The sequence below is a fragment of the Thermomonas sp. HDW16 genome (assembly GCF_011302915.1).
Classification (GTDB): Bacteria; Pseudomonadota; Gammaproteobacteria; order Xanthomonadales; family Xanthomonadaceae; genus Thermomonas.
Genome location: NZ_CP049872.1, coordinates 1,506,530 through 1,519,528, shown reverse-complemented (window position 1 = coordinate 1,519,528; position 12,999 = coordinate 1,506,530). Strand labels below are relative to the sequence as shown.

Genomic DNA, 12,999 nt, shown 5'->3' with positions numbered 1-12,999 from the left:
ACATAACCTTCCCATCTCGGGCGTCGAGTGGGAGCCGGTACCTCTTCTGATCAAGGTAGTTGCTGACGCTCAGCATTTCACCTTCGCTCTCCGGTGAAGGTCGGCCACGGCAACAGCGTGGGCACCGATCCGGTGAGACTGATACCAGTGCCAAGCGCGATACGCAATTGAACCGCTCACATCAAATGCTTCGCCTGCGGGCAATCGAGCTAAGAACTGATCATTGACGGCCAGTCCATCCGCGGCAGCATCAATTACCTCTGCCATCACGATGGGACATAACCCATGCGCACAATATGAGGCAAAGACTCCGCTTTTAGCGATGTAATCAGCAGGATAGGCAACGACTCCAAATTTGGCATCTGCCATAACTTCGCGAACAGAAGAAGAAGTCAGGACTCCGTGCCGAAAAACCCCATTTCTCTGAAGCGCGGCGTTGATCTTAGGATCAGGCATAGGAGGGCCAATATCGTGGATCAAAAGTCCGTGGCTACGCGCCCAATGAAACAACTCAGCTCCCGCCCTCAGATATGTTTTGGCTCGCAGGACCGCGCCACCAAAAACTATCACTTTCCGCTGACGTTGTTCGACATAAAATGAAGACTCTCCAACATTGGAAAACGTCGGCAGCACGATGTTCGGTTTGGCATGACCATATCGTCGCAACCAGTCCGCCGAATTCTGGCGGTTCGTCATCCAGTAATCAGCTATTGAAGCCAGCATTTTTGCCACATATTTCTGCGCCGGAGAAAGCCAGAACGACGAGCGCCATGGTGACCCACTCGCATAGATCTCGTGGAAATGCACGCCGACAATGCACCCCTCTGCCTTCAATCTACGCACTTCTTCCACCAGCCAGAGCGGCGCTCCTCGCTTGGCGTAACCGTACCCGCTGTACTGAATGAAAATGTGCTGACCATTGGCTGCGCTCAACCGATCATGGGCCGTAAGCTGGACAACCACTGCGGCAGGCTCAAACACCTCGGCAATCAAGTGCGCATAGTCGGCGACTCCACCCGACCCTGGCGGTACTACAACCTGCACTAAAGATTCTAGCGGGGGATAACGGGCACCTCCCGTCGGCAGTTTATCTACCCCACTAACAAAACTTTCCACGACCCTAGTGCCTTTGTGAACGAGATAGTAGGGCGATCTTCTCCGTTGGCACGAAGAACCGATTCTCTGCAGTACCTGGAATTCCACATATCCGATCAAGGTCGACTGCCACGTAACCGATAGCCAGCAGCGCCTCGGTTAGCCGATCCTCATCGTGACTCTTTACCTCAATCATCAACACTGGCCTCGCGCGAGTCAGCACGTCCTTGGCGCCCGCAATTGCCTCGAATTCGTGGCCTTCCACATCCATCTTGATGAACGATGGTGTAACTTTCTCTAAGATCTCATCCAGTGTCCGAACGACAACTTCTACGTCCAGAATTTGGTCAGCATCAGGGCAATTGTTCGATTCAAAGCTCGCCCAGCCCGACAGGATCCTGCCTTTCACGCTCGGCACGTGAAGGCGCAATGTGCCGGTGTTGCGCGAAACCCCACACTCGATGACCCTGCAATTGCCCGGCACTACCTTACGAAGTCCCACCGCTACGTAAGGGTTGGGTTCGATTGCGATGACCTGCGAGTAACGCCGAGCCAGTTCAACGGTCCAAAGCCCATGGTTCGCGCCCACATCAACTGCAAGCTGAGCGTCGAGGAGAAACGTGTCCAGAACGCGAGTCAGTGCCGAAAGCTCAGGCTCAAGCGGATGAACAGCCTGCTGCCGCATCAGCTCAATACGATGCCCTAGAGAGTCTGGCAGCAGAGGCTGTAGTCGGCCAATTAGCCTTACCAAGAATGCTTTCGTTTTGCGCTGAAATTTCACACTTCGATTACTACTGAACATGAATTACCTGTTGAGTAAGGACTTGGAAGTCACGTTGACCCCCTCCCTGTTGAGGCATGCTCTTAAGATTCAGAATGGAGCTTTCGCCACATCGATAGCTGACATATGCTCATTTTTCAAGCCGAGGGGCGTCCTTCCAGATTGCATTGGCTAGCTTCGGGGCCACCAGCTCCATCGCTTCGTGCATAGCGGTCAGGCGCATACCAAAGCACAGGAGCATGTAAGTGGCGCCGCCCACTCCTATTAAAATTGTTAGTTTCACTGTAGCGCTCAGGTTCAGAGCAGGAGTGACTGTGTACACCAGCATCGCCATCATGGCTGCAGCCGCAATAGGCGGAAGGATGTCTCGCATTTGCGAGGTAAACCGGTAGCCAATCAGTCGATTTGTCAGATACATCGTGATCGCGCAAGCGATCACTGCCATCACCACTTGGGCCCATGCAACCCACAGCAAGCCTACGGCGCTCGCAGCGACTAACAATGCGACTGAGACAACCTTCTTAATCACTTCCACTTTAAAGAACAGCTTAGAGTGACCAAGCCCTGACAACACATTCAGATTGATTACATGCAACGGCCAAATTATCCCCCATATGCAGAGCACCTGGAGGATAGGCACAGCCTTGCTCCATTGATCCCCAAGCACTATCTGAACAACATCACCTGCCGTCGCAAGCATACCCAACATCAGCGGCGCGTTAACAAGCATGGCCAATCGAATCGCTTGGCCAAACCCACGGCGTAGTCTGACTTGGTCGTCCGCAACTTTGGCGAAGACCGGGAACAGTACACGCGAGAGCAACCCATTCACGATGCTCTGCGGTACGTTCTGAGTCGCTTCTGCCCGGTTGTAGATACCGAGCGACTGGATACCAAAACTCTTGCCTATCAGCAGATTCTGAACACCATAATTGGCCCGATCCAAGATGGCGGACAGAAACATATAGCTACCGAACGAGAAAAGACGCTTCAACGACGAAATACGAACGACAAGGGCGGGTCGCCACGGACTGTAAATCCACAGCAGCGCAGTGGTCGCTGAGGCGTACACTAGCGTTTGCAAACCGAGCGCCCACACTCCCAGCCCATGAACAGCTGCCAATATCGCAACTGATCCAGCCAATAGGGTCGCAAAGGCGGTTACCCTCAAGATTGATTTAAATTCCAGGGCCTTCGTCATCATCGCCATCTGAACTGCGCCGGCTGCATTTATTACGATAGTCGATGAAAAGACGACTACCAGCCGCTCGCCGGACGAGATCCCGAGGTAGACCGCAACTGGTTCAGAAACCGCGACAAGCCCGAAAAATATCAGAGCCGCCATACCCAAGTTCAACCAGAACACTGACGCCACATCCTCTGGAGTTATGTCTTGCCTCTGTATTAGTGCAAAAGAAAACCCCCCATCTACAAAAACGGTTGCTAGACCTGTGAACACACCGATGAGCGCAACCGCCCCAAATTCATCGGGGGTCAGCAAACGCGCGAGCACTAGCGTTACCACGAACTGAAGCCCTTGACGGATAAGAATGTCCGCTAAGCTCCAAAAGGACGCCGAGATTGCCTTCCTCCTCAACACCGAGACAGGCAGCCCAAAAACAGCATTCTTCCATGGGCCAAATTTGCAGCACTGCTAATGGCCAAGCACGTCAAATGCCTTGCCCCCAAGCATGTTGACGGGGTCTACCAGAGTCAAAGACGGCCATCGACTTTATTTCGAGGCAAAATGCCTTTGATGTCATACACAATGGATATTGCTTTACCCATGGTGCGCACCCCCTCCCCGCCCAGCACGCGAAACTGGTCATGCCCCACCGCCAGTACAATGGCGTCGTACGCTCCCAACTCCGGCTTTCCGATCGGGGTGAGGCCGTATTCGTGTTGCGCCTCTGCAGCATCCACCCACGGATCGAACACATCCACCTGCGCGTTGTACTCCTGCAACGAACGAACGATATCCACCACGCGGGTGTTGCGCAGATCCGGGCAGTTCTCCTTGAACGCCAAACCCAAGATCAATATCCGCGCGCCAACAGGGTTGATGCCTTTGCGCACCATCAGCTTGATCACTTGGTCGGCCACGTACCCACCCATACCATCGTTTGTGCGGCGACCAGCCAAGATTACCTGCGGGTGGTGACCGACCTCCTGCGCCTTGTGAGTAAGGTAGTACGGATCCACGCTAATGCAGTGCCCGCCGACCAGGCCCGGACGGAACGGCAGGAAATTCCACTTGGTGCCGGCGGCTTCCAGCACGTCGAGGGTGTCGATGCCAAGCTTGTTGAACAGGATGGCCAGATCGTTGACCAGGGCGATATTGAGGTCGCGCTGGGTGTTCTCGATGACTTTGGCGGCCTCAGCCACCTTCAGGCTAGGGGCCTTGTGAGTGCCGGCGGTGATAATGCTGGCGTACAGCGCATCGATGAAATCCGCGGCATCGGGCGTCGAACCGGAGGTGACCTTGAGGATGCTTGTGACACGATGCTGCTTGTCGCCGGGGTTAATGCGCTCCGGGCTGTAGCCCGCGAAGAAATCCTGGTTGAACCTCAGACCGGAGACGCGCTCCAGGATGGGGATGCAAGCCTCCTCCGTACAACCGGGATAAACGGTCGATTCGTAAATGACGATATCGCCGAGCTTGAGTACGCTGCCGATGGCCTCGGATGCCTTCACTAGGGGGCCAAGGTCAGGACGCTTGGTGCTGTCGATCGGGGTTGGTACGGTAACGACATAGATGCTGCAGTCGGCGATATCGGCGAGCCGGTCGGTCAATGACAGTCGCGTCGCTTCGGCAAGCAACCTCGGTTCGACTTCGAGCGTGCTGTCTTTGCCTTGACGCAATTCGGCCACCCGCACCGTATTGACGTCGAAACCCACCGTGTCGTACTTCTTGCCGAACTCCACGGCAAGCGGCAGGCCAACATACCCAAGGCCAACGATTGCGATGCGCCTGCCAACCATGCGCTGTTGCAAATCCATGCGAAATCGCTCTCCAGTACCCAGCCTACAACCGATGATTATGCCCGGCGGAACGCTGAAGGCCCATGTCGGGTCACACTTGGATTAAGCATACCCACAGCCGTCACCACCACGCCGCAGATGAACGCAGCCAGCGACATCAGCGAAAGGGTCCGCAAGGGGAAGTCGACCCAGGAATGGACCAGAATTGCCACCACGGCAAGCCAGCATGCGACGACTACCGGGTCGGGGCGGCGGCTACGCAGGAGCTTCCAACCGCAAAGCGCGACAATGCCCAACACGACAATCATCAGCAACACCGCTGGCCAGCCAGCTTCGAACCACCATTGGGCGAACTCGTTGTGCGCATGGTTCACGTATCCGCCATGTTCGAAAAGCGGAGATGAAGATTGCGCAAAGCTGTCAACAAAGGTTCCCGCACCACTGCCGAATGGCGCATGACGCATCCCAGACGTTACCGCCTCGTGCGCCAACTCGTAGCGCATCGCGTCGGTCTGTCCCATGTTCACCCAGCCTTGCGCTGAAAACAACCCGAGCCCGAGCAACACAGCCATAGTCATCGCGACGGCCATGCCTCGACCGCTACTGCGTATTCGCCTGATCGACAGCAAGCCAGTCGCCGGCACTGCAATGGCGAAAGCAAGAATGGCGATTACCATCGCACCACTGGATCCGGTCAACGTCACAGCAACCAGACAGATCAATGCCGCGGCCGCGTATCCCACCGCCTTCGGCGCTTGTTGCCGCCTACTCTCACGTGCCCTCTTGTACTCGTCAGCCCATAGACCGACCGCAAGCAACATTCCAACAATGAGCGCGGTGCCTTGATGATTGGCGTTTACAAGCACACCGCCTATGCCACTTCCGTTGTCGATATACAGACGCATCGCGCTGTTCGGCGGCAGGCCGACTTGAAACAAGCCGAACGCCAAGTTTATTAACACCAATCCTAGCAACAGGGGCACCAATCGCCTGTTCAACATTCCGCCCAAAGCGAGCGCACCCCAAAAGCAGGCCATGGCCGGCAGCAGTGCCAGTGAGGCACGGATCGTCGATTCTGGCCATAACGTCCAGGGGCGCGCCCCGCCCCCACGCCAGCAATCAACAAATCCTTTGCCACCCCCTCACGGGCCGATGACCACTCCCACACCGACTCAGGCAAGGGAAGTAGCTGTAACAAGGGAACGGCGAGAACCGCCAGGGCCGCCAGTGAAGCCACGCAGGTCAATCGCGGAGGTGCGGGTGCGAACAAGATCGATGATGCAGACATCACGATGACTGGCACTGCCAGCAACATCAACCATTCGTCAGTGGAACCCACATCGACTGTGGGGCCACCACCGAACCATGCCAGCGAAAGATAGATCGCCAGCACGATCAGTAGCGTTCGCTGCAGAAGCGAATACCCTCTATTGGAGACTGATATACCGAGAATCGAAGACATCGATTCATCCTACTAGACAACGGATCTCTCAAATGAAAATGGGACAGGCTCGAAAGCCTGTCCCATCGATATTGCGTAGCTAGGTGAATTCAGAAGTGGCGAATCTCACCATTCGGTCCAACGCTGATCGGCCCTACGGGCGCATCATCCATGCCACTGAGGATGGCAGCACCAACCAAGCCAGCACCGATGATGATGCCTGCCGAGGCACGCCCACTGGGCAGCCAAGCAACCACCTTGCAGCTGTCATCAATGACATACGTATTGGCGCCATCGTATTTTTCGACACATTTGTGATCGACCTTGCCCTCATCGTCCAGGTAGTAATAGACGACGGTGGCCTTCGAACTGTCCCCCAGCATCATGCTCTCGCCATCCACGAGCAGCTTGCCAACACCGGCTGCCTCGTATTGGCCACCCGTGCTGGTCATGACACTACCGGTCTTTGCCTCCAAGACGATCTTGTCCGGCTTGCCGAAATCCCGAGCCGATACGTTGGCCGCGAAAAAAGCGGCGAACAGAACAAATGCCGTGATCTTGAGCGTCTTCGCCATGCCGACCCTTCCTTGTCTCTTCATGTCATGACCGATGTCTATGGTAAGTGCATGCATATTCAATGCCAAAAGTACGGGAGAGCCCTCAGTAATGCAAGACATGCGTCACAAATTCCAGCCTTGAAACTGAACGACCCGCAGGCGAATGTCCCGTTGCGTCAGTTTTCCACCAGGCTGGTCACTTTCATGCTGCCGTACCAGACATCTCCGCTCAGGATCTGCCCGGCAGCAGCATCGCCACTACCAGCCAAATGGAGCCATTGTCCTGTACAGCCGATTGCAGGCACCGTGAATACCAACTGTCTGGCGTGCCATGGCCGCGTGCCAAGGGAGGATTCGGATTCGGCCCGTGGCGTGGATTGTCCTTCGCAGCGGATCTGCCAAGCCACCCCGGTACTGGCACGCATCGCATCCATGCGTTCTAGCCACGTCAAACGGTAATTTCCCGGCGCCAGCAGCAATGCATGCGAGGCAAGCGCCCCACCCGCTACCCGGCGTCCGAGGAATTGCACATGCAACATGCCAGCCGCACCGTCCGGTTCGATCGAAATCATCACACCAGGCTTTGGCGGCCATCGCCAGTCGAAGCCCGAGCCCTGCGGGGCACTGGCAAAATCTCCGTTGAACAACAACGGAAGTGTGCGTCCGGATGCCACATGCGGCCCGGCCCAATGCGCAAATGCAGCCCCCCAGCGCCCTTGCCGCATCAGTGCTTCGATCCACGCCTGCAAGCTTGAGGCATCCAGGTCTTGGCGACGTTGCAAGCCAGCCATGACCAGATCCGCTGCTTGTTGATTACCGCTCCCGGGGTCTAGCAATGTTGCAAGCAACGCGTCGCGCCATTGCGGGTGAAGACTCATCACTTGGGCGAGGGCATCTGCGAAAGCTGGATCGCCTGCAAGTTTTACCAATACGGGAAACAACCGGGCATGGGACCCAGCCGATATGCTCAGCACACGGTCGATGTGTTCCAGCGCCAAGCTGTAATCCCCGGCCGCCAGAGCATGCTCGGCTAGCCAGGCACGCGCTTGGAGGTCGCCAGGCGCGCGCTTGGCGGCAATGACGTACAGCTTCGCCGCCCGATCCTGCTGGCCTCGCGATTCGGCCACCTGCGCCAGCGACCGGTAACCACGCCCGTCCGCAGGGGACGCCGAAAGCAACTGCTTGGCCAAGACTTCGGCTTGGGCGATGTCGTCTGCCGCAAGGCGTCCGTCGGCGAGCCGCATGAGCGTTTCGGGATTGTCCGGGCGAGCGCGCAGAGCCGCTGCCGGATCGCCACGATCGAGCGCGGCATCGCTACGTATGATGGCAAGGATGGTGCAGGCCAATATCAGGGCAAGCATGACCACGCCTGCCAACACCGCAATGCGGGCAATCCGGTTCACTCGCCGCGTCCCATGCTCAGTTGGCGAACAAGCCAGCGCTGTTCCCGCCAGACCATTTCAGCATTGAGCCTAGTCAGATGACCATCCGGGTGGCGTAATTCAGTCTCCATCCGTGCCTCATAGCCCCCTACCCGCCACATTGGAACTGCAACCCTTGCAGTTCCGAGCACGGCAAGTTGATCCCGCATTTTCCCCGCTTTTTCTTGCACTGGAAGGTTGTCCCAAATCGGCGGCAGCGCACTATTCCGGCGCTGCAGGTATTCCAGCAAGCGCGAGCCGACTTGCCGAGCTTGCTCGACCTCCACCATGTTGGTGGCAAGCGGCCTGGTCGGAATGTCGGCGGAAACAACCCGCGGCGTTACGGCCACTTCAACGCCGGCAAGTTCGGCTGCAGTGGCAGACGGAGATGGCAACCCAATGGGAGCCGCTGACGGTTGTACAAGTGCCCCGCTGGTCACGGCTATCTCGCCCGGACGACTCGAAATCAAATTGTGCGTCCCGGCCCGGCTGCTCCGACTTGTCGTGGGCACTTTCGTAGCATCGATTCCATCGGCGGCTGGCGGCTGCGGCGCAGCGGGCGGCATGCCCCCCCGTTCGACGGGAACTACCACTGAGGGTGAGTGCACTTCCTTGCGTGATTCACGCATCCGAACGGGAACGACAATTGCAGCAATCGCCTCGGCCTGGCCTGGCCCGCTCCAACCGGCAAAGGCATCGAATGAGTCATCAGGCACATGCATTCGTCCATTCACAACCGCACCCGCTGAACCAGACAGCAGCACCTCGTCGCGTGCGACGTCCCGCATGGCGAGCATGCCAAGCCCGATACATGCCAACACCAGCACCAGCATGGGCAACCTGCGGCGCCAGCGTTCATGCGATGTTTGCGGCAGCGCCTCGGCATGCATCCAGCCGCCTCTTGGTGAAATTGCTTCCGCCCGCGCAGACGACACCACCGGATACTTGGCATCGTAGGCGCCCCGACGCGCCTCATCACGCAGCTGGTGCCAGGCAGCATTGACCCTCCCAGCGAAGACCGCATTCTCGCCACCTGCATGACGGTCAGGATGCAGCCATTGCTGCAGCCATCGATGATGGGCCTTGATCTGCTCGACACTCGCGTCTCGATTCACTCCAAGAATGCGATAGGCATCCGCATCACGATGGAGCAACACTTCACGCAGGTAGAAGCGAGAAGCTTCCATCAAATATTGGCGCCCCTCGCCGGTGCGCATCATTGCATCGCCCAAGGCGCGCCCTGGACTGCCGATCGCAACCTGCAACAGTAAATCAACGCCATCCGGCAGCGGACGTTGGCGCAAGGTGACGCACTCGGCAGGGGCCTCTGCCAAGGCAAGGGCCCATTCCAGCGCATCTCCCCTTGCGCGCGACATCGTCAGCCCTTGCCCAGCCTCGGATTGTGTCCATACGCGTAGTAGGCATCGTAGTGGTAGCCATAGCCCGTGGACTTCGCATCGTACTTGGTGAGCAACGTACCGTTGAGGCGTGCTCGTGCGGCCATCAATCGCTTCGCGGCCTGCTGTGCCGTGCTGATCCGGGTTTTGCCTGAGGTGACGACAAGCAATGTACCTTCGACCGCATTCGCCAGGATCGGCGCATCTGCAAGGCCCAGCACGGGAGGGCCATCGACGATGATGTGGTCGTAACGCTCTGCACCAACCGCCAACAGCGAAATCAGTTTGGATCCCGAGAGCAGTTCGGCCGGATTCGGCGGTAAAGGGCCGGACAGGATGATCTCCAGCCGTTCCTCTCCGGAAGGCAGCACCGCTTGAGAAAAGCTGCACGCGCCAGCCAGCAGGTTGCTAAGGCCAAGCTCTGCCTTGATGCCCATGCTCTTGTGCAGCGAAGGATTGCGCAAATCGCCATCCACCAAGAGTACGCGCCTCCCTTGCTGGGCCAGATTGCGGGCCAAGGCAAGAGCGGTCGTGGACTTGCCCTCGCCAGGCGATGGGCTCGTAATCACCAGTGAACGCGGCACGCCATGGTCCGTTGCGAACTGCAGCGCGGTACGTACCGAACGGTAGGCCTCGGAGAAGGCCGACTGCGGGTTGCTTGCGGCGGCAGCCACGGTCTGCTTCGGTTCGAGTTTCGGAATTATCCCGAGCACTGGCAGCCGCAACTTCTGCTCGACGTCTTCCGCTGTCTTGAGGGTATCGTCCAGGAACTCCAGCACGAACGCCAGCAACACGCCCAGCAGCAGGCCCGCGAGCAGGCCCATTGCAAGGTTCCTGGATGGGTTCGGTTTGAAACGCGACCCCTGCTGTGCACGATCGATGATCGAGATGTTGTTGGTCCGCACGTCGCCTGCGGCGCCAACCTCTTTGAAGCGCTGCAACAGGCTGTCGTACAACTGACGGTTGGTGTCAGCCTCACGCTTGAGGATATTGTATTGGATGCTGCGGCTGTCGGTATCGAGCGCCTGTCCACGCAGGTTCGCGATCTGCCCTTTGAGCATCGCCTCATTGGAACTTGCTGCGTCGTACTCGGCCTTGACCGAGGCACGCAAGCGCCCCATTTCGGCATCGAGTTCAAGGTTGGCAGCATCGATCTGCGCCTTCAGCTGAACCATTTCCGGATAGTCCGGCTTGAAGGTCTGGAGTTTCTGTTGATATTGGCTTTGCAACCCGGCGCGTTGCTGCCGAAGCGTGCCGACGCTGGATGAAGCCAGTATTTCCGTCGGCAGCTGACCACCCCCGGAAGCTTGGCGCCAGCGTGCTTGCGCATGGATACGCTGGCTTTGGGCCTCCGCAAGCAACGCATTCAACTCCGTCAAGTTCTGGGTAGCCAACGAAGTCCCTTCCACACCCGTGTTGACCAAGCCCTCTTGCTGGGCAAATTTGACGAGTTTGCTTTCCGACTCCTCCAGCTTGCTCTTGGTCTGGGCCAGCTGGTCTTCGAGGTAAGTCTTGGCGTAGGACGTGGTGCCCATGCGCCGTTCCAATGTGGAGGCAATGAATCCTTCGGCGACCGCATTGACGGCTCGCACCGAGAAGGCCGGATCCGCACTATCGAAATCCAAGCGCACCAAGCGTGATTCCTTGACCGGCGCCACGCTCAAGCCACCCTGGATAACCCCCGTAGCCCGCTTGAGCAACTCTTCGGCTTTGCCTGATGTTGCCGGCGTCTCGGACGCCGGTTTGGGTTTTTGCGCGGGGCGAAGCAACGCCATCACCCTGGCCACCCAACCAGGATCGTCGAGGCTATCGAGCGTTTGACCACTGAGGTTCAATTCGTTGGCAACGCGTTCGGCCAATGCACGACTGCGCAGCAGTTCGTACTGGGTATTCAAAAACTCCGGATCCCAGCCATCGTAGTACGGCATTGCGCCTTGGGTGGCGATGATCGGCGGCCCCTCTTTTTCAACCTGCATCAACGCCGACGCGCGATATTGAGGTTGAGTCATGAGAGTGACCAGCATGGCTGCAGCGACCGTGGCCGCAGCGATGCTCGCAATCAGCCGACGCCGCTTGACCAGAATATGCCAATAGGCACGCAGATCGATTTCGTCGGGATCGGTATCACGGCGCTCATCCAGCAAGTCGAGGTTCAATGCCCCTCCCTGACTGTGGACGGCTACGAGATCGCGCCGTGCGTCTTGTTGCAGTTGCGCGGGCAGGCGGTCTCGGTCGTCGGCTGGGCCGGTGGGCAGGTGCTCGTCAGTCATCGGAATCGAATGGCACTCGTGGAGAAGGGGCGAAGCAGCTCGTACGATCAGAGCAAGGTGAAGATGCCGAGTGCTGGCACCGATTCGATGAAACGGCGGAACGCGGTCTTGCTGGCCGATTGCTCGACGACGATGATGTCATCGCCATAGATCTGTGGATCGTCAGCAATCCCTTTGCGAACCTGACGCAGGTCATACGCGGCAGCCATGCGCTTGCCGTTGATCTGCCGCATCAACACGACACCTGCAAGATCGGCGGTCTTGTCGTCGATGCCCCCGGCCAAGGCGATTGCCTGCAGCAGACTGGTCTTGCCGGTGATCGGATAAATACCGGGCTTGGCGACCGCACCCTCCAAGGTGATCCTCTGGCTGGTGAATTCCTTGACAAACACGCTGACCTGCGGCTTCTGCAGGTATCCGTCCGCGTACTTCCTGGCGAGGTCAGCCTCCAACTCGGGGATGGTGCGTCCACCGGCCATCACACCACCGATCAGCGGCAGCGATATCTGCCCGTTGGAATTCACCCGGACTTCCTTGTTCAGTTCCTGCACGCCGAACACGCTGATGGCCAGCAAATCCTGCGCACCTATGCGGTAGTCGGAGGCGCCTTGGTAGGAGCCTGACGCACTGGTGGTGTCCGGTGCCGGAAGCGGAACTCCCTGCTTCCCGGACACGGTGGTTCCAGGCGAACCACCTCCAGATGCACATGCCGCCAGCATGCAGCAGGTCAGAAACAGGGCCGTCCATGTATGAAACCAGCGAAAGCGCATCGGCAATTCCTTGAAATCCATCCCAATTATGCCTTGCAAATGTTGTGCCACAAGCCAACCGACAGTAGTCGCAGTGGCACGCAACATCAGGGACTGAACATGAACGTGCTTCACTGGCAAAAAGACGCGATCAGCATTGGATCAACGCGTATCCATGGCAACCATTGCCCAAGGGCTTCGATCCTGTACAATGCGCGGCCCACGGGCGGTTAGCTCAGCGGTAGAGCATTGCCTTCACACGGCAAGGGTCGCAGGTTCGAACCCTGCACCGCCCACCAGATACGA

The 12,999-nt window shown here is 58.0% G+C and carries 11 protein-coding genes and 1 tRNA gene; 1 reads left to right on the top strand and 11 read right to left on the bottom strand.

Annotated elements, in window-relative coordinates; all coding sequences use genetic code 11:
* Nucleotides 1–69 precede the first annotated feature (69 nt).
* From G7079_RS07055 to G7079_RS07005, 11 genes are all read right to left on the bottom strand, one after another.
* A complete protein-coding gene (locus G7079_RS07055; RefSeq protein ID WP_166056628.1) occupies nucleotides 70–993 on the bottom strand; it encodes a hypothetical protein in 924 nt (307 codons plus the stop codon).
* A gap of 127 nt (nucleotides 994–1,120) precedes the next feature.
* Nucleotides 1,121–1,876 carry an FkbM family methyltransferase gene (locus tag G7079_RS07050; protein ID WP_166056627.1) on the bottom strand — a complete coding sequence of 252 codons (756 nt, stop codon included), beginning with the start codon at nucleotides 1,874–1,876 and terminating at the stop codon, nucleotides 1,121–1,123.
* A 130-nt stretch (nucleotides 1,877–2,006) separates the two neighbouring features.
* The gene (locus G7079_RS07045) at nucleotides 2,007–3,476 is read right to left on the bottom strand and encodes a lipopolysaccharide biosynthesis protein (RefSeq protein WP_255453130.1); all 1,470 of its coding nucleotides are present in this window, start codon (nucleotides 3,474–3,476) and stop codon (nucleotides 2,007–2,009) included.
* Nucleotides 3,477–3,589: 113 nt separating this feature from the next.
* Entirely contained in the window at nucleotides 3,590–4,858 is a 1,269-nt protein-coding gene (tviB, locus tag G7079_RS07040) for a Vi polysaccharide biosynthesis UDP-N-acetylglucosamine C-6 dehydrogenase TviB (RefSeq protein ID WP_166057873.1), read from the bottom strand.
* A 56-nt stretch (nucleotides 4,859–4,914) separates the two neighbouring features.
* A complete protein-coding gene (locus tag G7079_RS07035) occupies nucleotides 4,915–5,808 on the bottom strand; it encodes an O-antigen ligase family protein (protein ID WP_166056625.1) in 894 nt (297 codons plus the stop codon).
* 44 nt (nucleotides 5,809–5,852) lie between these two features.
* Nucleotides 5,853–6,320 carry a hypothetical protein gene (locus G7079_RS07030; protein ID WP_166056624.1) on the bottom strand — a complete coding sequence of 156 codons (468 nt, stop codon included), beginning with the start codon at nucleotides 6,318–6,320 and terminating at the stop codon, nucleotides 5,853–5,855.
* Nucleotides 6,321–6,409: 89 nt separating this feature from the next.
* On the bottom strand, nucleotides 6,410–6,874 hold the full coding sequence (locus G7079_RS07025) for a hypothetical protein (protein WP_166056623.1): 465 nt from the start codon (nucleotides 6,872–6,874) through the stop codon (nucleotides 6,410–6,412).
* 158 nt (nucleotides 6,875–7,032) lie between these two features.
* Nucleotides 7,033–8,259 (bottom strand): hypothetical protein, encoded by a 1,227-nt coding sequence (locus G7079_RS07020; protein ID WP_166056622.1) that lies wholly within the window; start codon nucleotides 8,257–8,259, stop codon nucleotides 7,033–7,035.
* Nucleotides 8,256–9,581 (bottom strand): J domain-containing protein, encoded by a 1,326-nt coding sequence (locus tag G7079_RS07015; protein ID WP_206203184.1) that lies wholly within the window; start codon nucleotides 9,579–9,581, stop codon nucleotides 8,256–8,258. The genes G7079_RS07020 and G7079_RS07015 overlap by 4 nt, the downstream gene beginning before the upstream one ends.
* 74 nt (nucleotides 9,582–9,655) lie before the next feature.
* The gene (locus G7079_RS07010) at nucleotides 9,656–11,944 is read right to left on the bottom strand and encodes a polysaccharide biosynthesis tyrosine autokinase (RefSeq protein WP_166056621.1); all 2,289 of its coding nucleotides are present in this window, start codon (nucleotides 11,942–11,944) and stop codon (nucleotides 9,656–9,658) included.
* Between the two features lie 47 nt (nucleotides 11,945–11,991).
* Nucleotides 11,992–12,735 (bottom strand): polysaccharide biosynthesis/export family protein, encoded by a 744-nt coding sequence (locus tag G7079_RS07005; RefSeq protein ID WP_166056620.1) that lies wholly within the window; start codon nucleotides 12,733–12,735, stop codon nucleotides 11,992–11,994.
* A gap of 182 nt (nucleotides 12,736–12,917) precedes the next feature.
* On the opposite strand from G7079_RS07005, the gene G7079_RS07000 reads away from it, so the two are divergent.
* Nucleotides 12,918–12,992: transfer RNA gene (locus G7079_RS07000), tRNA-Val, on the top strand.
* Nucleotides 12,993–12,999: the final 7 nt, after the last annotated feature.